23 protein-coding genes, 1 other RNA gene and 1 pseudogene are annotated in these 23,071 nt (G+C 66.6%); 10 read left to right on the top strand and 15 right to left on the bottom strand.

The genetic code is table 11. The annotated features are described in order from the left end of the window. Positions 1-13 precede the first annotated feature (13 nt). Positions 14-544 carry a DUF2589 domain-containing protein gene (locus tag ACDH77_RS07930; protein ID WP_008576304.1) on the bottom strand — a complete coding sequence of 177 codons (531 nt, stop codon included), beginning with the start codon at positions 542-544 and terminating at the stop codon, positions 14-16. 42 nt (positions 545-586) lie between these two features. Further along, complete coding sequence (locus ACDH77_RS07925) at positions 587-1,123, bottom strand: glycoside hydrolase family 108 protein (protein WP_008576306.1); 537 nt, start codon at positions 1,121-1,123, stop codon at positions 587-589. A 155-nt stretch (positions 1,124-1,278) separates the two neighbouring features. Here ACDH77_RS07925 and can point away from each other — a divergent pair, with 155 nt between their 5' ends. The 5 genes from can (at position 1,279) to ACDH77_RS07900 (ending at position 7,595) form a co-directional block, all read left to right on the top strand. Beyond that, positions 1,279-1,941, top strand: coding sequence for a carbonate dehydratase (gene can, locus ACDH77_RS07920; RefSeq protein ID WP_008576307.1), 663 nt, complete (start codon positions 1,279-1,281; stop codon positions 1,939-1,941). An 86-nt stretch (positions 1,942-2,027) separates the two neighbouring features. Continuing rightward, the gene (locus ACDH77_RS07915; RefSeq protein WP_109290670.1) at positions 2,028-2,558 is read left to right on the top strand and encodes a 3-hydroxyanthranilate 3,4-dioxygenase; all 531 of its coding nucleotides are present in this window, start codon (positions 2,028-2,030) and stop codon (positions 2,556-2,558) included. A 12-nt stretch (positions 2,559-2,570) separates the two neighbouring features. Further along, the gene (locus ACDH77_RS07910; protein WP_181388240.1) at positions 2,571-4,751 is read left to right on the top strand and encodes an FUSC family protein; all 2,181 of its coding nucleotides are present in this window, start codon (positions 2,571-2,573) and stop codon (positions 4,749-4,751) included. A 33-nt stretch (positions 4,752-4,784) separates the two neighbouring features. Continuing rightward, complete coding sequence (gene kynU / locus ACDH77_RS07905) at positions 4,785-6,056, top strand: kynureninase (protein WP_011347013.1); 1,272 nt, start codon at positions 4,785-4,787, stop codon at positions 6,054-6,056. A gap of 171 nt (positions 6,057-6,227) precedes the next feature. Continuing rightward, positions 6,228-7,595 (top strand): NAD(P)/FAD-dependent oxidoreductase, encoded by a 1,368-nt coding sequence (locus ACDH77_RS07900; RefSeq protein ID WP_031422026.1) that lies wholly within the window; start codon positions 6,228-6,230, stop codon positions 7,593-7,595. 239 nt (positions 7,596-7,834) lie between these two features. On the opposite strand, the gene ACDH77_RS07895 is transcribed toward ACDH77_RS07900, so the two are convergent. Further along, positions 7,835-7,911: non-coding RNA, sX9 sRNA (locus ACDH77_RS07895), on the bottom strand. A 147-nt stretch (positions 7,912-8,058) separates the two neighbouring features. Between ACDH77_RS07895 and sbcB the strand changes: the two genes are divergently transcribed. The 3 genes from sbcB (at position 8,059) to ACDH77_RS07880 (ending at position 10,878) form a co-directional block, all read left to right on the top strand. After that, positions 8,059-9,504, top strand: coding sequence for an exodeoxyribonuclease I (sbcB, locus tag ACDH77_RS07890; protein WP_031422024.1), 1,446 nt, complete (start codon positions 8,059-8,061; stop codon positions 9,502-9,504). Beyond that, the gene (locus ACDH77_RS07885; protein WP_031422022.1) at positions 9,501-10,187 is read left to right on the top strand and encodes a DUF2461 domain-containing protein; all 687 of its coding nucleotides are present in this window, start codon (positions 9,501-9,503) and stop codon (positions 10,185-10,187) included. Before sbcB ends, ACDH77_RS07885 begins: the two co-directional genes overlap by 4 nt. Before the next feature lie 124 nt (positions 10,188-10,311). Next, positions 10,312-10,878, top strand: coding sequence for a DUF2939 domain-containing protein (locus tag ACDH77_RS07880; protein ID WP_031422020.1), 567 nt, complete (start codon positions 10,312-10,314; stop codon positions 10,876-10,878). A gap of 81 nt (positions 10,879-10,959) precedes the next feature. Here the strand turns inward: ACDH77_RS07880 and ACDH77_RS07875 are convergent, their stop codons facing one another. The 8 genes and pseudogenes from ACDH77_RS07875 to ACDH77_RS07840 form a co-directional block, all read right to left on the bottom strand. Then, entirely contained in the window at positions 10,960-11,925 is a 966-nt protein-coding gene (locus ACDH77_RS07875) for a 5'-nucleotidase (RefSeq protein WP_031422018.1), read from the bottom strand. A gap of 175 nt (positions 11,926-12,100) precedes the next feature. After that, entirely contained in the window at positions 12,101-12,877 is a 777-nt protein-coding gene (locus ACDH77_RS07870) for an NAD kinase (protein ID WP_011347007.1), read from the bottom strand. 220 nt (positions 12,878-13,097) lie between these two features. Then, positions 13,098-15,233, bottom strand: coding sequence for a bifunctional 23S rRNA (guanine(2069)-N(7))-methyltransferase RlmK/23S rRNA (guanine(2445)-N(2))-methyltransferase RlmL (rlmKL, locus tag ACDH77_RS07865; RefSeq protein ID WP_008576327.1), 2,136 nt, complete (start codon positions 15,231-15,233; stop codon positions 13,098-13,100). Beyond that, positions 15,230-15,421: a hypothetical protein gene (locus tag ACDH77_RS07860; protein WP_031422016.1), complete on the bottom strand. Its 192-nt coding sequence runs from the start codon at positions 15,419-15,421 to the stop codon at positions 15,230-15,232. The genes rlmKL and ACDH77_RS07860 overlap by 4 nt, the downstream gene beginning before the upstream one ends. Next, a pseudogene (locus tag ACDH77_RS07855) lies at positions 15,400-15,913 on the bottom strand (ATP-binding cassette domain-containing protein); the annotation flags it as partial. The pseudogene ACDH77_RS07855 and the gene ACDH77_RS07860, both read right to left, overlap by 22 nt. A 298-nt stretch (positions 15,914-16,211) precedes the next feature. Further along, positions 16,212-16,718: a GNAT family N-acetyltransferase gene (locus ACDH77_RS07850; RefSeq protein ID WP_008576330.1), complete on the bottom strand. Its 507-nt coding sequence runs from the start codon at positions 16,716-16,718 to the stop codon at positions 16,212-16,214. A gap of 40 nt (positions 16,719-16,758) precedes the next feature. Next, the gene (locus tag ACDH77_RS07845; RefSeq protein ID WP_008576332.1) at positions 16,759-17,286 is read right to left on the bottom strand and encodes an alpha/beta hydrolase; all 528 of its coding nucleotides are present in this window, start codon (positions 17,284-17,286) and stop codon (positions 16,759-16,761) included. Beyond that, positions 17,283-17,774 carry an MOSC domain-containing protein gene (locus ACDH77_RS07840; protein ID WP_008576334.1) on the bottom strand — a complete coding sequence of 164 codons (492 nt, stop codon included), beginning with the start codon at positions 17,772-17,774 and terminating at the stop codon, positions 17,283-17,285. Before ACDH77_RS07840 ends, ACDH77_RS07845 begins: the two co-directional genes overlap by 4 nt. A 23-nt stretch (positions 17,775-17,797) precedes the next feature. Between ACDH77_RS07840 and ACDH77_RS07835 the strand changes: the two genes are divergently transcribed. After that, positions 17,798-18,373, top strand: coding sequence for an N-acetylmuramoyl-L-alanine amidase (locus tag ACDH77_RS07835; protein WP_008576336.1), 576 nt, complete (start codon positions 17,798-17,800; stop codon positions 18,371-18,373). A gap of 219 nt (positions 18,374-18,592) precedes the next feature. Here ACDH77_RS07835 and ACDH77_RS07830 read toward each other — a convergent pair whose 3' ends face one another. The 4 genes from ACDH77_RS07830 to ACDH77_RS07815 all read right to left on the bottom strand — a co-directional run bounded on the left by ACDH77_RS07830 (position 18,593) and on the right by ACDH77_RS07815 (position 22,118). After that, on the bottom strand, positions 18,593-19,546 hold the full coding sequence (locus tag ACDH77_RS07830) for a DUF1684 domain-containing protein (protein ID WP_008576338.1): 954 nt from the start codon (positions 19,544-19,546) through the stop codon (positions 18,593-18,595). An 88-nt stretch (positions 19,547-19,634) separates the two neighbouring features. After that, the gene (locus tag ACDH77_RS07825) at positions 19,635-20,507 is read right to left on the bottom strand and encodes a sulfurtransferase (RefSeq protein ID WP_218488402.1); all 873 of its coding nucleotides are present in this window, start codon (positions 20,505-20,507) and stop codon (positions 19,635-19,637) included. Next, complete coding sequence (locus ACDH77_RS07820) at positions 20,504-21,307, bottom strand: CoA pyrophosphatase (RefSeq protein WP_014089834.1); 804 nt, start codon at positions 21,305-21,307, stop codon at positions 20,504-20,506. The genes ACDH77_RS07825 and ACDH77_RS07820 overlap by 4 nt, the downstream gene beginning before the upstream one ends. 112 nt (positions 21,308-21,419) lie before the next feature. Beyond that, the gene (locus ACDH77_RS07815; RefSeq protein WP_004429231.1) at positions 21,420-22,118 is read right to left on the bottom strand and encodes an FKBP-type peptidyl-prolyl cis-trans isomerase N-terminal domain-containing protein; all 699 of its coding nucleotides are present in this window, start codon (positions 22,116-22,118) and stop codon (positions 21,420-21,422) included. A gap of 163 nt (positions 22,119-22,281) precedes the next feature. Here ACDH77_RS07815 and ACDH77_RS07810 point away from each other — a divergent pair, with 163 nt between their 5' ends. Further along, complete coding sequence (locus ACDH77_RS07810; protein ID WP_031422007.1) at positions 22,282-23,064, top strand: enoyl-CoA hydratase-related protein; 783 nt, start codon at positions 22,282-22,284, stop codon at positions 23,062-23,064. Positions 23,065-23,071 lie beyond the last annotated feature (7 nt).

The following is a 23,071-nucleotide window of genomic DNA, read 5'->3' as shown; positions in this document are numbered from 1 at the left end:
ATGACGGCGGGCGTTACTCTCCCTTGACCGTCTTGAACACACCTTGCGACTGCGCAAGGCGATTGATGAGACGTGCCACGCCCTCGGTCGGCTCGCTGCCTTCCACGCGCAACACGACGTGCACCGCACTGTTTCGTGCATTTTTTGCGTTGGAGCCGAGATCGATGCCGATCTGGCCTGGCAGCGCCGGCGGCTTGGGATGCCAGTCCTCGACGACGGATGCAACCGCCAACGCATCCGGCACGCCTGCTTCGTCCAGCTCGCTGAGTTCACCGAGCTGTGCATCGAAACTGATCTCTACATCCTTGATCCGCAGGACGTTGGACGACACCAGCGGCAACAGCGGTGCCCGATACAGGTCTTCGTCGTTCTCACCCGCTTCCGGGTGCTGCGACGGCAAGCGGATCAGGACGCTTCTAGGACGGTTGTCTTCGTCGAAGAACGCACCCAGGTTGGCCATCTGGTGTTGCTCGATCCGGTCCTGGGCGTCGATGACCGCGCCAGCCAGTGCTTCGATCAGATCATTGAGGGATATCTGCGCCATGTCGGGCTCGTCGGTAGGAAGTGTCGCTGGGCCGCTGCCGGCTCAGACCGAGTCGGGAAAGGAATCCACGCGCGCCAGCCAGCCCTTGAGAAACTTGCCAAGCGCCGGTCGCGCTGCGACGAGCCTGTGGTAATAGTCCCTGCGGCCGGCCTTGTAGCGTGCATACAGGTCTTGCTGGTTGCTGGATGCCAGCGCCGCGAAGGTGGCCGGCCCCATGCGGCCGTCAGCGACCAACTTGCCGCCGGTCTGGCTGTTGAGCACGGTCTGCAGCAGTTTGATGGCGTTGTTGCCGGCGTTGACGTAGAAGTCGAACACGATGTTGGCTAACGGCTGCAGCGCGATCTGATCGGCGCGCAGCCGGTCCCAGTACTGCGCCTTGTAGATGACCCCAGCCTGGGCGTCGGTCAACGCACGCAGGTTCGCCAGACTTGGCTCGATGCCCAGCAGGTTCTGCGCGCAGGCCTTGAAGGTCGACAGGGTGATGCCCTTGTTGGTGGCTCCGCCCGGATCGACGGGATCGTTGACGAAACCGCCTTCGTGTTTGAGCAAGGTCGGAAAGAATGCGTTGAAGTCGGCCATCGGCGCCACCTGTGGAGTTGATCGGTGGCGCCAGTTTCCCCAGGGGTGCACTGGCCGCACATCGGTCGTTCGCCGAGACCGGGAAGCCTGAAAGCTGATTCATCCTGGGCGCTCATAGAAGCCGCCACGGCCACGTTTTCTGGAATACTGCACGCATGAACGAGCTTAACCACTTGCTTGAAAACAACCGCGCCTGGTCCGAGCGTATCCGCCGCGAGGATCCGGAATTCTTTTCCAAGCTCTCGACCCAGCAGACGCCGGAATATCTGTGGATCGGCTGCTCCGATTCGCGCGTGCCGGCCAACCAGATCATCGACATGGCGCCGGGCGAAGTCTTCGTCCACCGGAATATCGCCAACGTGGTCGTGCATACCGATCTGAATTGCCTGTCGGTGATCCAGTTCGCGGTGGATGTGCTCAAGGTCAAGCATGTGCTGGTGGTCGGCCATTACGGCTGCGGCGGCGTGTTCGCCAGCCTGACCCAGAAGCGCATGGGCCTGGTCGACAACTGGATCCGCCACGTCACCGACGTGGCCGACAAGCACGAAGCCTGCCTGCACAACGCCGGCGAGCTGTCGGTGCAGCACGCACGCCTGTGCGAGCTCAACGTGCTCGAACAAGTGGTCAACGTGTGCCGCACCACCATCGTGCACGATGCCTGGGAGCGCGGCCAGCAATTGAGCGTGCATGGCTGGGTATACAGCCTGCGCGATGGCCGCGCGCACGACCTGGGCATGTCGATCGACCGCCCCGAGTTGCTGCAGGAACGCTATGACGCAGCGCTGGCGCGGATCCAGGCCGATCGCGCCGAGCGCTGAGCCGCACGCACACCTGGCCGGCCGCAGCGTCCATCGGACGTAGGCGGCCGGCTGAGCCGGATACCTTACTTTGCCGAGGAACGTCGATGCTGATCCCGCCGATCAACCTGCACGCCTGGATCGAGGAACACCGCCATCTGCTCAAACCGCCGGTGGGCAACAAGTGCATCCAGCAGGATGGCTTCATCATCATGGTGGTCGGCGGGCCGAACGCGCGCACCGACTATCACTACGACGAAGGCCCGGAGTGGTTCTTCCAGCTCGAAGGCGAAATGGTGCTGAAGGTGCAGGACGAGGGCGTGGCGCGCGACATTCCGATCCGTACCGGCGAAGTCTTTCTGCTGCCGCCCAAGGTGCCGCACTCGCCGCAACGCGCGGCCGGCTCGATCGGCCTGGTGATCGAACGCGAGCGCCTGCCCAACGAGCAGGACGGCCTGCAATGGTATTGCCCGCAGTGCAATCACAAGTTGTATGAAGCGATGTTTCCGCTGAAGAACATCGAAACCGACTTCCCGCCGGTGTTCGATCGCTTCTACCGTTCGCTGGCGCTGCGCACCTGTTCGCAGTGCGGGCATCTGCATCCTGCGCCCGAGCGCTATGCCACGGTCGAGGACTGACAGCGCGATGGCATGCGGCCGCGCGCAGCAGGTTTGCCGCTCGCATGCTCTGAAACCGGCACCATGCTGCGCGCACTGATCGACCTCAAACCGCGCGACGTGCCCCTGCGCGTCGCGCTGCGCAACACCGTTGCAGTCGTCCTGCCGCTGGCGATCGGCGTGGCGACCGGGCAGGTTGCCGCCGGCCTGGCGGTGTGCAGCGGCGCGCTCAATACCATGTTTTCCGACCAGCCCGGGCCGTATCGCGCGCGTCTGCAACGCATGTTGATGGCAGCCCTGGCAGCCGGCCTGGCTGCCTTGCTCGGCATCTGGGTCGGCCACAATACGCCGACGCTGGTGCTGGCCGGCCTGTTGCTCGGCCTGGGCGGCGGCTTGCTGGTGGCGCTCGGACCGGTGGCCGCGCGGGTGGGCCTGACCAGCATGATCCTGCTGGTGGTCAGCGCAGACATGCGGCTACCGGTGCAGCAGGCACCCGGTGTAGCGGCGCTGATCTTCGCTGGCGGACTGCTGCAGGTGGTGCTGGCGTTGGCGGCGTGGCCGCTGCAGCGTTATCGCCCGGAACGCTTTGCATTGGCAGACCTGATGCGCCAGCTGGCCGGCATCGCGCGGCAGCGCCCGGACGCCAGTGCGGCGCCGCCGGCGACGCAGGAAGTACTCGACGCGATGGTGATGCTGCACGGCGAGCATCGCTCGCGCGCGATCGCGGTGCAGAGCTTTCGCATCATCGCCGAGCTGTGCGATCGGGTGCGGCTGGAGCTGCTGTCGTTGGCCGATGCCGAGACGCGCCTGACCGACTCGCAGGCGCGACCGGCGATCGAACGCGTGCTCGAACGCAGCGCCATCGTGCTGGAACAGCTCGCGCACGCGATGACCATGGGCGAAGACCCGCAGGCCGCCAACGCCTCGATGACCGGGTTCGACGATCTGGTCGGCGCATTGGCACAGTTTCAGCACGACAACGCCGACACGCGCGAACGCCGCCTGGTGCGTGTCGCCGTCGCGCGCGCGCAAGGCCTGGGCGGCCAGCTGCGCGCGCTGATCCGCAACGCGCACTGGGCCAGCAGCCGTGGCGAAATCCAGGCGCAACTGGCCGAAGCGCGGCTGCCGTCTGCGTTGCGCCCGGCCGCGACCTGGGCCACGTTGCGCGCGAATCTGGACCTGTCGTCGGTCGCCTTCCGGCACGCGTTGCGCTGCGGCGTGTGCCTGGCGCTGGCCATCGCCTTCCAGCGCTGGCAGCAGATTCCGCACGGCTTCTGGATTCCGATGACCACCGCCATCGTGCTCAAGCCCGATTTCGGCGGCACCTTCAGCTTTGGCGCGTTGCGCGTGGCCGGCACCTTCATCGGACTATTGCTTGCCACCTTGCTCGCGCACCTGGCCATGGACGGCGCCAGAGTCCGCATGGCCCTGCTGGCGCTGTTTTGCCTCGGGTTTCGCTTGCTGACACAGGTGAACTACGGCATCGGCGTGGCGTTTTTGACCGGCATGCTGGTGCTGCTGCTGTCCTTCGAAGGTGTGGCACCGGGCGAAGCGGTCGGCGCGCGCCTGCAGGCGACAGTGGCCGGCAGCGCGCTGGCGCTGGTCGCCTATGCGTTGTGGCCCACGCGCGAACGCCGGCAGATTCGCGCCTCGCTGGCGCACTTGCTCAGCGCATATCGCGACCATCTCCGCCATGTGCTGCTCGGCCAGATGGAGGGTCTGAGCGATACGCGTGCCGCCGCGCGTGTTGCCCGCACCAATGCGCAGGCCTCGATCGAGCGTCTTCGCGGCGAACCGCGCAGCCGCCGCAACCTGCAGGAGCTCAAGCTGGCCGAATCGCTGCTGGCCAATGGCAACCGGCTGATCCGCGCCAGCTTGTTGCTGGAAGCGGCGCTGCGCGATGGCCATCCGTTGCCCACGCTGGACGCGCTGCCCATCTTCGCGCGGCAGGCCGATGAGGCGCTGTCCGCGGTGATCGACTGCCTGCGCACTGGCGGTATTCCTGCCGCGACCACCTTGCGCAACGCCGAGCGCCAGCTTTCCGATGCGCTGGCCGCATTGCCCGACAGTTCCCCAACCACCGCCGCGCTGGCCGACACCATCGACCGCGTCACCGACAGCATCGGCACGCTCACCCACCTGCTGCGCCCTGCCCGACCGGCCTCGGCCGATGCGCCGGCCGTGCATGACGGCGTGCACGATGCCGGCAGGTAAACTGCCGCCCTGATCCGTGTTGCGAGCCCGACGATGACCGACCTGCTGTCCCGCGCCCATGCTGTCGCCCTGGATGCCGCCGACCCGCTGCGCGGCCTGCGCGATGCCTTCGTGTTCCCGCAGCACGGCGATGACGATCAGACCTATTTCGTCGGCAATTCGCTCGGCCTGCAGCCGCGTGCGGCACGTGCGATGGTGGACGAGGTGCTCGACCGGTGGGGCGCGCTGGCGGTGGAAGGTCACTTCACCGGCCCGACCCAATGGCTGACCTACCACCAACTCGTGCGCGACGGGCTGGCGCGCGTGGTCGGCGCGCAACCCGGCGAAGTGGTGGCGATGAACACCCTCAGCGTCAATCTGCATCTGATGATGGCCAGCTTCTACCGCCCCACTGCCGAGCGCGGCGCGATCCTGATCGAGGCAGGCGCATTTCCATCCGACCGCCACGCGGTGGAATCGCAGCTGCGCCTGCACGGGTTGGACCCGGCCACGCATCTGATCGAAGTGGACGCCGACGAACCCAACGGCACCGTCTCGATGACGGCCATTGCCGAAGCCATCGCGCAGCATGGCCCGCGCCTGGCCTTGGTGCTGTGGCCGGGCATCCAGTACCGCACCGGGCAGGCCTTCGACCTGGCCGAGATCGTGCGGCTGGCGCGCGCGCAGGGCGCGGCGGTGGGTTTCGATCTGGCGCACGCGGTGGGCAATCTCCCGCTGACCCTGCACGACGACGGCGTGGATTTCGCGGTGTGGTGCCACTACAAATATCTCAACGCCGGCCCCGGCGCGGTGGGCGGTTGCTTCGTGCACGCGCGGCATGCAAATAGCGACCTGCCGCGCATGGCCGGCTGGTGGGGACATGAGCAGCAGACCCGCTTCCGCATGGACCCGCAGTTCGTGCCCTCGCCCGGCGCCGAAGGCTGGCAGCTGAGCAATCCGCCGGTGCTGGCGCTGGCACCGCTGCGCGCGTCGCTGGCGTTGTTCGACCAGGCCGGCATGGCTGCGTTGCGCGCCAAATCCGAACAGCTCACCGGGCATCTGGAGCAATTGATCCACGCGCGGGTGCCGCAGGCACTACAGATCGTCACCCCGGCCGAACCTGCACGACGCGGCTGCCAGCTGTCGCTGCGGGTGGCCGGCGGACGCGCACGGGGCCGCGCGCTGTTCGAGCATCTGCACGCGGCCGGCGTGCTCGGCGACTGGCGCGAACCGGACGTGATCCGTATTGCGCCGGTGCCGCTGTACAACCGCTTCAGCGATCTGCATACCTTCGTCGAGCAGGTGGAAGCCTGGGCGGCTGCTTGAGCGCGGCAGTCTGACTGCAGTGCCACCAAAGCACTTGTACGGCACGCGGAATCGCCGCGCGCCCACGTACACTCCCAGCCCGCCCGGCGTTGCTGCCGGGGCCACCGTCGTTGCCAGTCGCTGTCTTCCCCTTTTCGCCGGCGCTGCGTCCGGCTGCTGCCGGACATTGCATTGAGCCCAGTTTCTCCGCGTTCCCTGACCCTGATCGGCGCCGGTCTGGCCGGTTGCCTGCTGGCCATCCTGCTGTCGCGTCGCGGCTGGCAGGTCACCGTATACGAACGGCGTGGCGACCCGCGCATCAAGGGCTACGAGTCCGGCCGCTCGATCAACCTGGCGCTGGCCGAACGCGGCCGGCATGCGCTGCGCCAGGCCGGCGCCGAAGATGCGGTGATGGCCAAGGCGGTGATGATGCGTGGCCGCATGGTGCACCCAATCATCGGCCAACCGCAGCTGCAACGCTACGGGCGCGACGACAGCGAGGTGATCTGGTCGATCCACCGCGCCGCGCTGAATGTCGCCCTGCTCGACCTGGCCGAACAGGCCGGCGCGCGCGTGCATTTCTACCGCCGCCTGCATACCGTGGACTTCGACGCCGGCTATGCGCGCTTCATCGACGACCGCGACGACCAGCCGCACGAGATCCACTTTCAGAGCTTGATCGGCAGCGATGGCGCCGGCTCGGCTTTGCGCGCGGCGATGCAGCGCAAATCGCCGCTGGGCGAACGCACCGAATTCCTCGATCACTCGTACAAGGAGCTGGAAATTCCGCCGCAGCCGGGCGGCGGATTCCGGATCGAAGGCAACGCGCTGCATCTCTGGCCGCGCGGGCGCTACATGTGCATTGCGCTGCCAAACGATGGCGGTACGTTCACCGTCACCCTGTTCTTGCCCAACGCCGGCGAGCCGAGCTTTGCCACCACGCGCACCGGCGATGAAGCATTGGCCTTGTTCGCACGCGATTTCCCGGACGCATTGCCGCTGATTCCGCAGCTCAGGGAGCATTGGGAAGAGCATCCGCCCGGACTGCTCGGCACGCTGACCCTGGATCGCTGGCATCTGGATGGCCGCGCATTGCTGATCGGCGACGCCGCCCATGCGATGGTGCCATTCCACGGGCAGGGCATGAATTGCGCATTCGAAGATTGCGTGGCGTTGGCAGATCAGCTGGACGCGCACGACGACCTCGCCAGCGCGTTCGCGGCCTTCGAGGATGCGCGTCGCGACGATGCGGCCGCCATCCAGCAGATGGCGCTGGAGAACTACCTGGAAATGCGCGACCGCGTCGACGACCCCGACTTCCTGCTGCAGCGCGAGCTCGAACAGCAATTGCAGGCGCGCTGGCCCACCCGCTTCGTGCCGCACTACACCATGGTGACGTTCCTGCGCACGCGCTATTCGATTGCGCTGGCGCGCAGCGAGATCCAGCGCCAGATCCTGGTGGAGGCCACGCGGGGACACCGCGATCTGTCGCGCATCGACTGGGCTGCCTTGGAAGCGGTTGTGCACGCACGCCTGGAGCCGCTGGACGGCGCGCATTGACCTCTGCGGAAGACACGGAGGACGGCATTGATGCTTGCATGGGCGACGATGACGTGCCGGCTTGCGATGGGCGCCCGGTCGAATGTCCTTCCGGTGCGGTGGCGGTGGCTGCAGCTGCCAGGCACTTGCAAGCGCCCCATTGGGGGTCGCCAGCGCCGGAAAAACGCCGCACCCGGCCCGCCACGCGAGCGCTTCGCTCCTGGACGTGGCTCACCTCCCGCACGGCCATGCCTTAGAGCGGCTAACAAAACGTAGCGAGCAGTCGTCAGGTGGGCGCGGACGGCGCGCTCAGAACCGCAGTGTACGCGTGGTACATGAGGATTCCGAGCACCGGCCGCACCCGCCTGGCGGCTGCGCGGTAGTTTTGTTGGCTGCTCTTAGCGTGACGTTGCCGCGATGAGGGATACTGGGCGGCACCGGCAGCGCATACGCCGTGCGCCGCGCATCTGGATGTCGTACCCGCATGCCTGACAGCTTTCTCTTCTACGACCTGGAAACCTTCGGCCAGGATCCACGCCGCACCCGCATCGCACAGTTCGCTGCGGTGCGCACCGATGCGCAGTTGCGCGTGATCGAAGAGCCCATCAGCTTTTTCGTGCAGCCGGCCGATGATCTGCTGCCCTCGCCCTATGCCACCATGGTGACCGGCATCACCCCGCAACATGCGCTGCGCGAAGGCGTCACCGAAGCAGAGGCGTTCGCGCGCATCGCCGAACAAATGGGCCGGCCCCAGACCTGCACGCTGGGCTACAACTCTATCCGCTTCGACGACGAATTCATCCGCTGCGGCCTGTTCCGCAATTTCTACGACCCGTACGAGCGCGAGTGGCGTGGCGGTAACTCGCGCTGGGACCTGCTGGATGTGCTGCGACTGGTCCATGCGCTGCGCCCGGACGGCATCGTCTGGCCGCAGCGCGAAGATGGCGCTACCTCGTTCAAGCTGGAGCACCTGGCCGATGCCAACGATGTGCGCGAAGGCGATGCGCACGAAGCCTTGTCGGACGTGTACGCCACCATCGGCATGGCGCGCAAATTCCAGCAGCACCAGCCAAAGTTGTGGGACTACGCGCTGCGCCTGCGCGACAAGCGCTTTGCCGCCACCTTGCTGGATGTCATCGCCATGCAGCCGGTGCTGCATGTTTCGCAGCGCTACCCCGCCTCGCGCCTGTGCGCCGCGGCGGTGCTGCCGCTGACGCGCCACCCGCGCATCGACAGCCGCGTGATCGTGTTCGATCTGGAGGGCGACCCGGAGGTGTTGTTGCGGCTGAGCCCAGACGATATTGCCGACCGCCTGTACATCCGCGCCGCGGATCTGCCGGAAGGCGAACAGCGCATTCCGTTGAAGGAAGTGCATCTGAACAAGTCGCCCGCGCTGGTGGCCTGGCAGCATCTGCGCGCTGCAGATTTTCAGCGCCTGGGTGTGGATCACGACGCGGTAGTGGCCAAGGCGGCACGCTTGCGCGCCTTGGGCCCCGACCTTGCCGAGAAGGTGCGCCAGGTCTACGGCAGCGAACGCGCCGCGGCAGCGGCGGTCAACGATGCCGATGCCTCGCTCTACGATGGATTTCTGGCCGAAGGCGACAAACGCCTGCTTGCACAGGTCCGCGCCAGCGCGCCGGACGAACTGGGCGCGCTGGAAGCGCGCTTTCGCGACCCGCGCCTGATCGAGCTGCTGTTTCGCTACCGCGCTCGCAACTGGCCGCAGACACTCTCGTTCGAGGAACAGGAGCGCTGGAACGTGTATCGCCGCCAGCGCCTGCTAGAAGACCGCGGCCTGGGTGAAGTCACCCTGGAGCAATACCACGCGCAGATTGCGGATTTACGGCGTACTCACCCCGACGATGCTACCAAGCAAGCCCTACTCGATCAGCTCGCCGCCTGGGGTTCGGACCTCCAACGCACGCTATGACCACCTACTTTTCCGACGCCAGCTTCAAGTTCCTGCGCGCCCTGGCCCGCCACAACGACAAGACCTGGTTCAACGACCATCGGCATCAGTATGAGGCGCATGTGCGCCAGCCGTTTCTGCAGCTGATCACCGATCTGCAGCCGGCACTGGCACAGGTCAGCGAACACTATCGCGCCGATCCCAAAACCCAGGGCGGCTCGCTGTTTCGCATCTATCGCGATGCGCGCTTTTCCAACGACAAATCGCCTTACAAGAACTGGCAAGGCGCGCGCCTGTTCCATGAACGCCGCCGCCAGATGGCGGCGCCATCGTTCTATATCCACCTGCAGCCGGGCGAAAGTTTTGTCGGCGCCGGCCTGTGGCATCCGGAGCCGGACACGCAACGCAAACTGCGCCAGTTCATTTTCGACAATCCCGGCAGCTGGAAGGCCGCCGCGCATAACCCGAAACTGCTGCGCAAATTCACCATGGACGACAGCGAAAAGCTGGTGCGCGCACCGCGTGGATTCCCCAACGACTTCGAGTTCATCGAGGATCTCAAGCACCGCAACTGGGCGTACCTGCGTCACCTGGACGACAGCATCATGACCGGGCCGCGACTGCGCCAGACCATCGAGACGGACCTGGTGACCCTGGCCCCGTTCGTCGATTACCTGTGCGCGGCCTTGGACCTGGAATTTTGATGACACACTTGGCACGCGAATCGTGCCGCGCTGCGCCGATCCTGCGCGCACCGCAGCGACGTTACGCAGCCCTCGCCTACCTGGCGACCACGCCCCCGGCTTCAACAGCACCGGAATGCACACGATGAGGAAGCGCTGGTTGCTGCTGCCGGTGCTGGCCGTCGTGCTGCTGGCCGGGTACATCGTTGCCGGACCATATCTGGCCATCCGCGGCATCAGCCAGGCTGTGGCCAACCGCGATGCCGGACAGCTGGAGCGACACGTGGATTTCCCGACTCTGCGCGTCAACCTCAAGGCGCAGCTGGACGATTACCTGGTGCGCCAGGCCGGGAGCAGCCTGCAATCGAGCTTGCTCGGCGGGTTCGCCTTGCAGCTCGCCAGCGGCATCGGCGGCGCGGGCGTGGATACTCTGGTCACGCCGCTTGGGATTGGCGCGCTGTTGCAAGGCCACAGCGTCTGGAATCGAGTCACCGGCGACACCGTCAGCGCCGACACCTACGCCGCGCCAGCGCCCGCACGGCCGCTGCGAGGCGCCGAACAACGCTTCGAGTCCACTCGCCGCTTCACCGCAACTACGCATACCGCCACTGGCGCGCCGGTGGTGTTCGTGTTGACGCGGCAAGGCCTGCGATGGCGGCTGACCGATATCCGCCTGCCGTTGGCTGACGCGCAAGCGGGACAGGGACGCTAAGCGTCCCTTCGCGACAACACTTTGGTGCGTCAGCCAGCGCAGACGCCGCGCAGCCCGTCCTGTCGTGCGCGGGTGTGTGGCTCAGGCAAACGGCGGATCATTGGCCACGCCGTGCGGCACATGTCCGGCGGCCACGTGCTGATGCTGGCGCGCACTGTCGATGTTGTGCTGCGAATCGTCGAAGAAGATATCCGCACCAAACGCCTGAAGAAACGGGCCCTTGTGACGCCCGCCCAGGAACAGCGCCTCGTCCAGACGCACGCCCCACTCGCGCAAGGTGCGGATCACCCGCTCATGCGCCGGCGCCGAGCGCGCAGTGACCAGCGCCGTGCGGATCGGCGAGGCCTGGCCGGGCGGAAACGCCGCCTGCAAGGTGTGCAGGGCCGCCAGAAAATTACGGAACGGCCCCACCGACAACGGCTCGCGTGCACGCTCGCGCTCGTGACGCCCGAAGGCTTCCACGCCCTGCTCGCGCGAGATGCGTTCGCTCTCGTCGCCGAAGATCACCGCATCGCCATCGAAGGCGATCCGCAGCTGCGTCGACAAACGGCTTTCGTCGTTGTCCACGATTGCCGCCGCGGCCTCGGCGCGTTCGCCCAGTGCGCGCGGCATGATGGTCGCCGCCGCGATGCCATGGCTCAGCGCGCGCCGTACCGATTCCGGATTGGCCGAGAGAAACAGATCGGTCCCGAACGGCTTGACGTACGGCCAGGTCGGCTCGCCCGAGGTGAAGGTGGCACGCACGATGCCCAGGTTGTAATGCTGGATCGAGTTGAAGATGCGCAGGCCGGTATCGGCGGAATTGCGTGACAGCAGGATGACTTCCACCCGCGGCGCGTCCTCGGGCACATCGTGATTGAGCGCCAGCAGCTTGCGCACCACCGGGAACGCAACGCCAGGTTGCAGGATGTCGTCCTCATGCTCGCGCTGGAACGCCGAATACGCCTCCACTCCGTCGGCCTCGAACAGCGCATGGCCTTCTTCGAGATCGAACAGGGCGCGCGAGGTCACCGCGACGGTCAATAACCTTGGGGAGTTGTCGGGCATTGGGGAGGCCGGGATTGGTGATTGGGAATTGGGGATTGGTTTAAAGCAGGAACTGGAGGTCGGGATTTGATCGCCCATCCGCGCAGCATCGTAGCGCGTGCGCGCTATTCTAAAGACGACGTGGCACGCTGCTGCCGTTGCCAATCCCGAATCTCGAATCCCAAATCCCCGCTCCTCAAACCGCAAACTGCTCGCTGAAGATGCGCTCTTCCAGATTGTGTTCGGGATCGAACAACAACGTGACCTGGCGTTGCGTGGATTCGCGGATGGTCACTTCGACCACGTCGCGAATTTCGTGCGAGTCGGCGGTGACGCTGACCGGGCGCTTGTACGGGTCGAGCACGCGGAAGCGCACTTCGGTATCTGCCTTGAGGATGGCGCCGCGCCAGCGCCGCGGACGATACGGCGCGATCGGCGTCAGCGCCAGCGTATGCGAGCCCAGCGGCAGGATCGGCCCGTGCGCTGAATAGTTGTACGCCGTGCTGCCGGCCGGCGTGGCCACCATCACGCCATCGCCGATCAGCTCGGCAATGCGGGTCTGGCCGTTGAGATCCACGCTCAGATGCGCGGCCTGCCGGGTCTGCCGCAGCAGAGAGACCTCGTTGTAGGCAAGCGAGCCGGCACTGGCACCGGATTCGGTCTGCACCTGCATTTCCAGCGGCCGCAGATACGCCGGCTCGGCGCGCTGCAGGCGCTCGAGCAGGTCGTCTTCGTTGTCGCGGTACTGGTTCATCAAAAAGCCGACCGAGCCCAGCTTCATGCCGAACACCGGCTTGTCGGCGGCGCCATGCCGGTGCAGCGTCTGCAACATGAACCCGTCGCCGCCCAGCGCACAGACGATGTCGGCGCTGTCCAGGGCATGGTCGCCATAGCGCTGCGTAAGGCGTGCGCGCGCGGCCACCGCCGGCTCGGCGGGGCTGGCAAGAAAAGCGATGCGAGGTGGTGCGGTCATCGTTGACTCCAGAGCATGCGAATCAGCATACCGCAGCCCTGTGCTGGGCTTGTTGTGGGTGCGTTGCGATCATGCCCACGCCTTCTGCGCGTGCACGGCAGCGGTCGCGTCGTGGCAAGCACGCGCTCCCGCGCCTGCGACGCATGGCACTTTGGCAACCGCGTCTGCTGGCGTCTACGCGAGCCGAGCCGGCGCGCCATCGGACGCAACCGGCGCGAGCTCAGGCGGTCAACCGCCAGGCGCGATGAATGCGCGCATGCCGCTCGAAATCCGGGTCGATGGTGCGCGGGCTGATTTCTTCGCACTGCGCGAACTCCGCCACCCCTTCCTCGTCCAGCTTGAAGCGACGGAAGTTGTTGGAGAAATACAACACGCCCCCCGGCGCCAACCGCGCCACGGCCGCGCGCAAAAGACGCACATGCTCGCGCTGGATATCGAAATCTTCCGCACGCGCTGAGTTGGAGAAGGTCGGTGGGTCGCAGAAGATCACATCGAAGTGCGCACGCTCGGCTTCCAGCCAGGCCAGCGCATCGGCCTGCACCAGTTTGTGCTTGCTGCCGGCCAGCCCGTTCAACGCAAGATTCTCGGCGCACCACTGCAGGTAGGTTGCCGACAGATCAACGCTGGTGGTGGACGCCGCACCGGCCACCGCCGCTTCCACGCTGGCCACGCCGGTGTAGCAGAACAGGTTGAGGAAACGCCGGCCCTTGCTCTGCTGCGCCATGGTGCCGCGCAGCGGGCGATGGTCCAGGAACAGCCCGGTATCCAGATAATCGAACAGGTTCACGCGCAGCAACGCGCCGTGTTCGCGCACGTGGACGATTTCGTTGCGCTGTTCGAAACGGCCGTACTTGCTGCCGCCCTTGCCGCGCTCGCGCGACTTCAGCGCCACGCGCTCGGCCGGCACTTCGAAGACCTCGCGTGCGGCGGCCAGCAATTCGTTGAGACGACGGCGCACATCGGCCTCGGGAATCGTCGCCGGCGCCGCGTATTCCTGCACATGCAGGAAGATGCGCCGGTCGCCGTCGGCTTGCTGATACACGTCGATGGCGGCGGAATATTCCGGCAGGTCGGCGTCGTAGGCGCGGAAACATTCGATGCCTTCGCGCGCGCGCCACTTCTTGAATTTCTGCAGATTCTTGCGCAGCCGGTTGGCCACCATCTGCGCGCCCTCGCTGAGCGCGGTCGGCGCTGCCAGCGGGGTGCGTCGCGGCACTGCGATCGGGTCGCAGACGATCAACGCGCATTCGATCGCACCGTTGAACAGCTGGTATTTCTTGCCCGCGCGCAGGCCGGTGGCATACGCCAGCTCGGCATTGCCGCACAGCAGGCTGGCACGCCACTGCGGCACGACGCGCTGCAAGGTATCGCCCAGACGGCGATACAGCGCCGCATCGGCGGCCAGGCGCTCGTCGTACGGCGGATTGCACACCACCACGCCGGTGGCCTGCGGCGGCGTCTGCAACTCACCGACTTCGCGCACGCCGAACCAGATCGCCTCGGCCACGCCGGCCACCTGCGCATTCTCTTTCGCGGCGCGGATGGCGTGCGGGTCCATGTCGCTGCCATGGATCACCTGCTTGAGCGCAGCGCGGCCGACGCCGTCGCGTTCGCGCGCCTCGCTCACCAGCTGCTGCCAGCTCTCGCGGTCGAAGCCGCGCCAGCGGCTGGGCACATCGCTGCCGTAGCGCTGCAGACCGGGCGCGACATCGGCGGCCATCAGCGCGCCTTCGATCAGCAGCGTGCCGCTGCCGCACATCGGGTCGAGCAAGCCGCCGCCATCGGCATAGGCGCGCGGCCAGCCGCCGCGCATCAGCACCGCTGCGGCCAGATTTTCCTTCAACGGCGCCTCGTTCTGCGCCATGCGCCAGCCGCGTCGATGCAGCGGGCCGCCGCCCAGGTCCACCGAAATGGTGGCGCGGCCCTTGCGCAGCGACAGGTTCAGGCGCAGGTCGGGGTTTTCCACGTCCACCGACGGGCGCTCCAGGCCCTGCCGGCGCATGGTGTCCACCACCGCGTCCTTGATGCGCTGCGCCGCGTAGCGTGCGTGGGTGATGGCGGTCCCGGACACATGTGCGTCCACCGACAGCGTATGCCCCACCGACAGATGCGCGTCCCAGGGCAGTTCGGCCACGCCGGCGTACAGCGCGTCTTCGTCCGGGCAATCGAATTCGGTCAGCGGCCACAGCACGCGGCTGGCCAGGCGCGACCACAGCACGGCGCGCTGCGCATCGCGCAGTTCGCCTTCGACGTTGACGCCGGAAATAGTGGCGGTGGCCTTGCTGGCACCGAGCGCAAGCAGCTCGTCGGCAAGCAGGTATTCCAGGCCCTTGGCGCAGGATGCGAAGAATTTCACGTAGGCAGGTATCGATAGAGACGCTGGCCGCGGCGGCGAGCGTGAAAGCAGGACAGCGGGCCGGCGCCTGGGTGGGCAATGCCGCGGCCGCGGTGGACGGGCCGCAAATGGTCGGCCATCGCGGCCGGCATTACCAGCCCGGCGCCCGGATCGCCCGCCGCACGCTTCACCACGGCGCCAGCCGCCATTGCGCCTGTGCCGTGTCCAGGCGCTGCTGCAGGCCCAACCACTGTAGGAAGGCGGCATCGTGCGAGGCGACGACCAGCGCCCCCTGATGGCCGCGCAGCAGCGCCTCGATCGCTTCCACCGAGGCCAGATCCAGGTGGTGGGTGGGCTCGTCCAGCAACAGCAGTTGCGCCGGCTGCGCCCGGTACAGCGCGCAGGCCAGTGCCGGCTTGAGCCGCTGGCCGCCGCTGAGGCGGCTGCAGGGCAGGTCGGCACGCGCCCGGTCCCGCCCCAGCAGCGACAGGCGCAGCCGCTGTGCGTGGGCCGGCGCAGCCGGATCCGCGTCCTGCAACTGCGCAACGACCAAGCGCCGGGTCCAGCAGCGCCAGGTGCTGATCCAGATAGGCGGTCGGCGCATGCACCTGGCAATGCCCGGCGCTGGGCTGGAGGCGCCCGGCCAGCAACTGCAGCAATGTGGACTTGCCGCTGCCGTTCGGGCCGACCAGGCCATTGCGCCCGACCAAGCCGGTCGCGCGTTGGTCGATATGGATGTTCAGATCGGAAAACAGCGCGCTGCCATCGGGCAGCGCATACGCCACGCTTTCCAGCGTCAGCGACGGACAGGTCATCCGGGTCTCCATTGCATGCCAGCACACGTGCCGATCAAACCGGACCAGCAGCGGGTAGGCCGTCATCACGACGGCGGCATCAATGGCGCATCGGACCAATCCTCAACAGGTGAAGTGCAGCCAGTCCAACCCGCCGCACTGGCAGCGACACCGGTGCATCAGGCCGGGCCAATGCAGCCGGCGCTCAACCCAGCCCGAACGCCGGGTGGTAAGCCACATCGGCCAGCGGCAGCAGCCGGTCGCCGAACGCCAGGGCTTGCAATTCCGATGCAGGCACCTCGGGCAACGCCAGGCCAGGTTCGACCGCAAAGCCCAAGCGCCGGAAAAACGCCGGCTCGCCCAGCGCCAGGCAGCCTGCGGCCCCGCGCTCGCGCAACGTGGCAAGCGCGGCCTGCACCAGCCGCGTCCCCAGCCCTTGCCGTTGGTGGCCGGGCCCCACGGCCAGCGGGCCAAGCGCGAACCAGCCGGGCGAATCGTCCGACAGCGCCACCGGCGAGACGGCCAGATGCCCGACCACGTAGCCGTCGTGGTCGGCGACCAACGACAACACGAGTGCGCCGTCCTGACGCAATCCTGCAATCACCTGGTGCTCGTCATGCCGGCTGTGTTCGGCGCGCATGAAGGCCACCATGGTCAGCAGTTCGATGGCAGCGGCGTCGCCTTCGGTGGCTTCGCGGATCAACACGTTCATCGGTGGCACCGCGCGCAGCCATGGCTGGCAACCGTCCGCATCACAGGCCCTGCAACAACGCTGCGAACGCGCGCGCCGACGCGTCGACGTGCGAGGCCAGACGATGGTCATCGTCGACCAGCAGCAGGCGCGCATGCCGGGCCTGCGCCCAGGCGATCACGTCGGCGGCCGGAATCAACGCGTCGCGCCAGGCATGCACGATCGAGATCGGCACCGATGCGGCGTCCAGCGCCGGCATCGGGCCCATCTTGGTCGGCGGCACCATCAGAAACAGGCCGCGCGTGGGCACCTGCAACGACACCATCCCGGCGATATACGAGCCCAGGCTGGAGCCGGCCAGCACCACCGGCCCCTTTTCGGCCGCCGCCCGCGCAATTTCCAGCAGGCGTTGCAGCCGGCCTGGCACGTCGCCCAGCGTACTCACCTCGCGGCGTGCATCCAGGTCGGTGTAATCCGGGCGCTCATGGGTCCAGCCCAACTGCTCGGCCACGTTGGCCAGCGCGGTCACCTTCAAGGCGTCCGGGCCGCTTTCGAAGCCGTGCGAGAGGATGCAATGGCCGCGACTCATAGCGCCTGCACCGTATCGCCGATGCGCAGCACGCCGCCGCGCAGCACGCGTGCGCACAGCCCACCGTGGCCGCGCATGGCGTTATAGCCGCCCGCACCCAGGGCATCTTCCATGCGCGAACATGGGTCGCACGGGTCGGTGCCTTCCAATTCGATTTCGCCGATTCGGAATCGCCGCCCTTTCAGCGCGATCAACGCAATTCCGGACACCACCAGGTTGCGCCGCAGCGTCGCCGGCGCGATGGTGGCGTGTCCTGACAGCGCCGCGATCACCGGCAAATGCTCGGCCTGGATCAGGGTCACGCCGCGCTTGCCGCTGCCACCCTTGTAGCGGTCTCCCACAAGACCCATACCGGTGCTCACCTGCGCCGCGTCCACTTCCTGCATCGCCACCTCACGCGCCGGGCGCACGCCGATCCAGGTCACCTGACCGGTCTGTGGCAGCGTCGCCATCAATTTGCCCAGAGGGCTGTCGGGATTCAAAGCCATCGGGCAATGCTAGCATCCGCTCCATGTCCGATGCCGTCTTGCCGTCGCCGCCAATCACCTATGCGCCGTTATCCTACGAATCGCGGTTGGCCAGGCGCGCGCTCACCCAGATCGACATGGTGGTCATCCATTGCACCGAATTGCCGGACATGGCGATGGCGCGCGAATACGGCGAACGCGTGCTTTATGACAGCGGCACCGGCAACAGCGGGCATTACTACCTCGATCGCAACGGCAGCATCCAGCAATACGTCGCCCTGGAGCGCGTTGCGCATCATGTGCGCGGGCACAACCCGCATACGCTGGGCATCGAACTGGTCAACCGCGGCCGTTATCCGCACTGGCTGGATTCGCGGTATCAGCAGATGACCGAACCCTATCCCGAAGCGCAGATCGCCGCGCTGATCACCTTGTTGCAATGGCTGCAGCAGCAGCTGCCCTCGGTGCGGCGCATCGCCGGCCATCAGGCGCTGGATACCACCCAGGAAGCCGCCAGCGACGACCCGGCCCGTAAAATCCGGCGCAAGCTCGACCCCGGCCCGCTGTTCCCGTGGCCGCGCATCGAAGCGGCGGTGAGCTGGTCGCACACGCCGCGTTAGGAGGCGCTTTCTTGCCCCTGCCGGTGGGCGAGTCACTGCGTTACGTCGGTCATGCCCGGTCGCGCCCGACAGCGCCGAGAAGCGATCCAACCTGCGTGCCAGCCGCGCCGTCGAAAGACAGCGTCGCCCGGAGAACACGCACGTGACCGCTCCCGGATGCTGTGATGAGCCATTGAAAACACCTCTTGCCTCGCACACCGTCCACCCGTTGCAGCACACTCAACGTTCGGTCGCACGGTAAGTCTTCTCGCCGGCATTCACTGCCACGTCCAACCGGTTTTCAGGCGGCGCGATGGGGCAGACCACATGGGGCGTCAGTGCGCATGGCGGGTTTTCGGCCAGATTGAAATCCAGGATCACCTGACCATCGCGGGGCGAGGTGGCAAACAGATACCGCGCGCCGCCATAACTCTCCTTGCCGCTGGTGCGGTCGGCGAACAGGAAGAACAGGCCCTGGCCATCTTCCTGCAGCAGCGGCCGCAAGCGGTATTCGTGGCCGTTGAGCGAGAACACGGCTTCTCCCGGCACCTCCACGGTGAGCGGCGTGCCGATCGAGGTCAGCAAGGTGGTCGTGCGCGGCGTTGGATAGGGTTGCCACTGCGCCTGGATGCGCCACTGCGGATCGGTCGGGAAATATTCCAGCCCGTCGAACTGCGTCAGCGCGGGCGCTGCCGGGTCGCGGAAGCGCCAGCCGTACAAGGCGCCTGTCTGCACCAGGTAGAACTGTCGGCCACCCACGTCCAGCCGGTCGCCGCGCTGCCCTGCCCGCTCTGGTTGCAGGCGTACGTCGCCGATGCGCTGCCCGTTGAGCGTCACCGCGGCAGAGCCATCTGCGCGAAAGCGTATGTGTCCTGCAGCATCCAGCGTCAGTTGCCCCAGCTGCGCAGGGCCGGCAGGCAGGACGATATCGCTGAGCGGGTCGCTGCCCACACGGTACTGGCCGGCGCGCACGCGCCCCGAACCGGTATAGCTCAACCACCCATCGGGCGCCCGCAGCTGCCTCAGCCGCTCCGCGCGCGCGCGTTCCAGCGCGACTTCGTACACATCATGCGGCGCCGCATTGCGATGAGCGACCGCAGGCGTATCGCTGACATCGGCGGACGACTCCGCCGAACAGGCAGCCAGCGTCCACACCGCGACGCACAGCGCGCCAATCCGTAACTGCAACCGCATGGCTCACCCAGCACTGCAAGAAACTGCGCTCCGCGCAGCGAACCTGCGTCCCCACAGGTCACCGTTCCTGCCGCCATTGTGCCTGCAATCAGGCGCCGGTCGCGACCGGGCGCGAGGCATCTTGCAGCCAACCACTCCAGGAACCGGCGTAGACGCGCGCACCGGACAACCCGGCCACTTCCAATGCCAGCAACAGATGGCAGGCCGTCACGCCCGATCCGCACATCACCACCGCCTGCTCGGGCCGGTACGCACCCAGCAACGCGGACAACTCGGCGCGCAGTTCGGCAGCTGGTTTGAAGCGACCATCACGCAGGCTCAGTCCCAGCGGGCGACTCACTGCACCGGGCACGTGCCCGGCCACCGGGTCGATCGGCTCGACTTCGCCACGGAAACGCTCGCCTGCCCGTGCATCCAGCAACCAGCCCGGCGCCTGTTGCAGGCGCTGCGCGATCTGCTCGGCATCCACCACCGCCGTGGCGTCAAAGTGGCCCGGATACGCGGTGCCGCTGCGCAAGGCAGGCCACTCGGTGCTTTCCGCAAAACCGGCCGCACGCCACGCGGCCAAGCCACCGTCCAGCACCGCCACCCGGCGATGGCCCATCAGCCGCAACATCCACCACGCGCGCGCGGCCGCCATGCTGCCATCGCCTGCGTCGTAGACAACGACCTGGCTCTGCGGATCGATGCCCCATTCGCCGAGGCGTCTTGCAAAAGCCTCGCTATGCGGCAACGGATGCCGCCCCTGCGCCGGCCGTGACAGATCTGCAAGGTCGTGGTCCAGATCGGCATAGTGCGCGCCGGGCAGATGCCCCTGCGCGTACGCCTTGCGCGCTGCGTGCGGGTCTGGCGCAGTCGGTGGCGCGGCACGCGCATCCAGCAGACGCAGCTGTGGATGCTGCAACGCGGCCGAAAGCGTGGCGGCATCGACCAGCGTGGTCCAGTTCGGATCTGCACTCATGCAACCTGCTCCAGGCGACGACGAAGATTGAGAAGAATGGCGGCGGTGGCGCCCCAGATACGGTGGGCAGGCCAGTCGTATTCGAGCACGCGTCGCGGGCGTCCGCGGAACTCCAGCTCCACACTGCGCAGATTGTCCGGATCCATCAGATAGGCCAGCGGCACTTCGAAGACGTCCGCTACTTCATCCGGCTGCGGCACCGCCACGAACGCCGGGTCGATGACCGCCACCACCGGCGTCACCCGAAATCCGCTCACCGTCACAAACGGATCCAGGTACCCCAAGGCATGCACGTGCTGCGCGCCCAGCGCGATTTCTTCGCAACTCTCGCGCAGCGCTGCAGCAGCGGCATCGGCATCGGACGGCTCCATCCGCCCGCCGGGGAAGCTGACCTGCCCGGCGTGATGGCGCAGGCTGTCCGTGCGCCGGGTCAGCAACACCGTCGTGCCCTGTTCGCGCGGCACCAGCCCGCACAGCACCGCCGCTTCGGCAGACGGGTCGCCGTCGGTCAGGTCGATCAGCTCGGCATGGTTCCAACCCGGCCCGGCCGGCGCGGTATCCAGCGGATACAGCGCCCGCCTCAACTGCGCGTATTCGGGCAGCCGCGCCGTCAGCGCGCGTGCGGGCAGCACCGTGTGCAGATAGTCCTGGCGTTCGGCGTCGCTCATGCTCATCCAGCGTGCAATTTCATCCAGGCTGCGCAAACAGCCGACGCAGTGCGACTGCGCGTCCAGCGAACATACACCGATACACGGACTGGGCAGAGGGCCTGCCTCGGATCCGACATCGTTGCCACTCATCGCTGGGTCCTGCAGCCGCTGCATCGTTGCATCGTTCTCTTCAGACAATCGCTGGACCAAAACGACAACGCCGGCCTGGTGGCCGGCGTTGTCGCAACAACATCACATGCAATTACTTGACGCTGACCAACTTGATCTCGAACTGCACAGCCACGTTCGGCGGGAACGGGGTACGCGGGTCGGCACCGTAGGCCTTTTCAGGCGGCAGGGTCACTTCCCACTTCGAGCCGGCCGGCATCTGCAGCAGCGTGTCGCGCATGGCCTGCATTTCGACTTCGCTGACCTTGATGGCCGGGATCTGCTGCGCCGGACGTGCCTTCTCGCGGTCGCCGAACGGGAACGGACCGGCCACCTCCAGCTGCACGGTGCTGGCCTGGGTCGGCTTGGCGCCCTTGCCGGCTTCGATCACGCGGTACTGCACGCCGCTCGGCAGCGTCTGCACGCCGGCGGTGCTCTTGTTCTTGGCCAGGAACGCATCGCTCTTGGTCTTGTTGGCTGCAGCGGCCTTGTCGTACTCGGCCTTGGCCTGCTGGGCACGGCCCTGCTCGCGCTTCTGGAACGCCTCAACGGCCGGCTTCAGCTGGTCGGCAGTGATGGCCGGCTGCTTCTTGGCATAGGCGTCCTGCAGACCCTTTACCACCGAGTTGATGTCGAGCTGCTCGCCGCGGCCGGTGAGCTCGGCAAGGTTGTTGCCGTAGTCGTAGCCGAAGTAATAGCTCAACTTGCCCTTCTCGGACGTCGTGTCCTGGGCCAGTGCATTGCCCGTCAGGGCCAGGGCCGCCACAGCGACCGCGATAGAACGCAACTTCATCAAACAATTCTCCAGGGTGGTGGCACAGGACGGGTCTGCCGCCTGAGATGACGCGCTAGGATAGCGGCCGCGATACCGAACCGCTACTTATCGCGAAAGCTAGGACCAGCAAGGGTTTGGGAAGTTCCGTGTTTACTATTTTTTTACGTTCGCAAGGGTTCACATGTCCAATCACGTCATTCTGATCGCCGACCACGCCAGCGTCCGGACGATTACGGTCAATCGGCCGGACAAACTGAACGCATTGAACCGGCAGACCATGCAGGCCCTGGATCAGGCGTTCCAGGACGCAGCCAATGCGGACGATATACGCGCCGTGATTCTCACCGGCGCCGGCCCCAAGGCCTTCGTGGCGGGTGCCGATATCGCGGAAATGAGTGACCTGTCGGCAATCCAGGGGCGCGAGTTCTCGTTGCTGGGCCAGCAACTGATGCGCCGGATCGAGCGCATGCCCAAGCCGGTGATCGCGATGATCAATGGCTTTGCGCTGGGCGGCGGCCTGGAGCTGGCAATGGCGTGTCACCTGCGCATCGCCGCAGCAACAGCGCGCCTGGGGCAACCGGAAATCAATCTCGGCCTGATTCCCGGCTTTGGCGGCACGCAGCGCCTGCTGCGCCTCACCGGCCGCGCCGCAGCGCTGGAACTGTGCCTGCTCGGCCTGCCGATCGACGCGGCCCGCGCACTGCAATTGGGCCTGGTCAATCGCGTGGTCGAAGCGGATGCCCTGCACGAAGAAACGCTGGCGCTTGCGCAACGCCTGGCAACTGCAGCGCCGCTGGCACTGCGCGGCATTCTGGATGCGGTGGTGTTCGGCGGCGAATGCGCCATCGAGGAAGGCCTTCAGCTGGAAACCGCGCAATTTGCGTTGTTGTTCGCCACTGACGACATGCGCGAAGGCACTCGCGCATTCCTCGATAAACGCCCTGCCCAGTTCCACAACCGCTGATATCGCC

Origin of the sequence: Xanthomonas axonopodis pv. maculifoliigardeniae, from assembly GCF_041519315.1 — a bacterium.
Lineage (GTDB): Bacteria > Pseudomonadota > Gammaproteobacteria > Xanthomonadales > Xanthomonadaceae > Xanthomonas > Xanthomonas euvesicatoria.
This window is presented reverse-complemented; position numbering and strand designations above follow the sequence as displayed.

What these genes read in the sequence shown, in the direction of transcription:
- ACDH77_RS07930 (WP_008576304.1), bottom strand. Translation starts at nt 544, where the DNA reads ATGGCGCAGATATCCCTCAATGATCTGATCGAAGCACTGGCTGGCGCG.
- ACDH77_RS07925 (WP_008576306.1), bottom strand. Translation starts at nt 1,123, where the DNA reads ATGGCCGACTTCAACGCATTCTTTCCGACCTTGCTCAAACACGAAGGC.
- can (WP_008576307.1), top strand. Translation starts at nt 1,279, where the DNA reads ATGAACGAGCTTAACCACTTGCTTGAAAACAACCGCGCCTGGTCCGAG.
- ACDH77_RS07915 (WP_109290670.1), top strand. Translation starts at nt 2,028, where the DNA reads ATGCTGATCCCGCCGATCAACCTGCACGCCTGGATCGAGGAACACCGC.
- ACDH77_RS07910 (WP_181388240.1), top strand. Translation starts at nt 2,571, where the DNA reads ATGCGGCCGCGCGCAGCAGGTTTGCCGCTCGCATGCTCTGAAACCGGC.
- kynU (WP_011347013.1), top strand. Translation starts at nt 4,785, where the DNA reads ATGACCGACCTGCTGTCCCGCGCCCATGCTGTCGCCCTGGATGCCGCC.
- sbcB (WP_031422024.1), top strand. Translation starts at nt 8,059, where the DNA reads ATGCCTGACAGCTTTCTCTTCTACGACCTGGAAACCTTCGGCCAGGAT.
- ACDH77_RS07885 (WP_031422022.1), top strand. Translation starts at nt 9,501, where the DNA reads ATGACCACCTACTTTTCCGACGCCAGCTTCAAGTTCCTGCGCGCCCTG.
- ACDH77_RS07880 (WP_031422020.1), top strand. Translation starts at nt 10,312, where the DNA reads ATGAGGAAGCGCTGGTTGCTGCTGCCGGTGCTGGCCGTCGTGCTGCTG.
- ACDH77_RS07875 (WP_031422018.1), bottom strand. Translation starts at nt 11,925, where the DNA reads ATGCCCGACAACTCCCCAAGGTTATTGACCGTCGCGGTGACCTCGCGC.
- ACDH77_RS07870 (WP_011347007.1), bottom strand. Translation starts at nt 12,877, where the DNA reads ATGACCGCACCACCTCGCATCGCTTTTCTTGCCAGCCCCGCCGAGCCG.
- ACDH77_RS07860 (WP_031422016.1), bottom strand. Translation starts at nt 15,421, where the DNA reads ATGGCGGCTGGCGCCGTGGTGAAGCGTGCGGCGGGCGATCCGGGCGCC.
- ACDH77_RS07850 (WP_008576330.1), bottom strand. Translation starts at nt 16,718, where the DNA reads ATGAACGTGTTGATCCGCGAAGCCACCGAAGGCGACGCCGCTGCCATC.
- ACDH77_RS07845 (WP_008576332.1), bottom strand. Translation starts at nt 17,286, where the DNA reads ATGAGTCGCGGCCATTGCATCCTCTCGCACGGCTTCGAAAGCGGCCCG.
- ACDH77_RS07840 (WP_008576334.1), bottom strand. Translation starts at nt 17,774, where the DNA reads ATGGCTTTGAATCCCGACAGCCCTCTGGGCAAATTGATGGCGACGCTG.
- ACDH77_RS07835 (WP_008576336.1), top strand. Translation starts at nt 17,798, where the DNA reads ATGTCCGATGCCGTCTTGCCGTCGCCGCCAATCACCTATGCGCCGTTA.
- ACDH77_RS07830 (WP_008576338.1), bottom strand. Translation starts at nt 19,546, where the DNA reads ATGCGGTTGCAGTTACGGATTGGCGCGCTGTGCGTCGCGGTGTGGACG.
- ACDH77_RS07825 (WP_218488402.1), bottom strand. Translation starts at nt 20,507, where the DNA reads ATGAGTGCAGATCCGAACTGGACCACGCTGGTCGATGCCGCCACGCTT.
- ACDH77_RS07820 (WP_014089834.1), bottom strand. Translation starts at nt 21,307, where the DNA reads ATGAGTGGCAACGATGTCGGATCCGAGGCAGGCCCTCTGCCCAGTCCG.
- ACDH77_RS07815 (WP_004429231.1), bottom strand. Translation starts at nt 22,118, where the DNA reads ATGAAGTTGCGTTCTATCGCGGTCGCTGTGGCGGCCCTGGCCCTGACG.
- ACDH77_RS07810 (WP_031422007.1), top strand. Translation starts at nt 22,282, where the DNA reads ATGTCCAATCACGTCATTCTGATCGCCGACCACGCCAGCGTCCGGACG.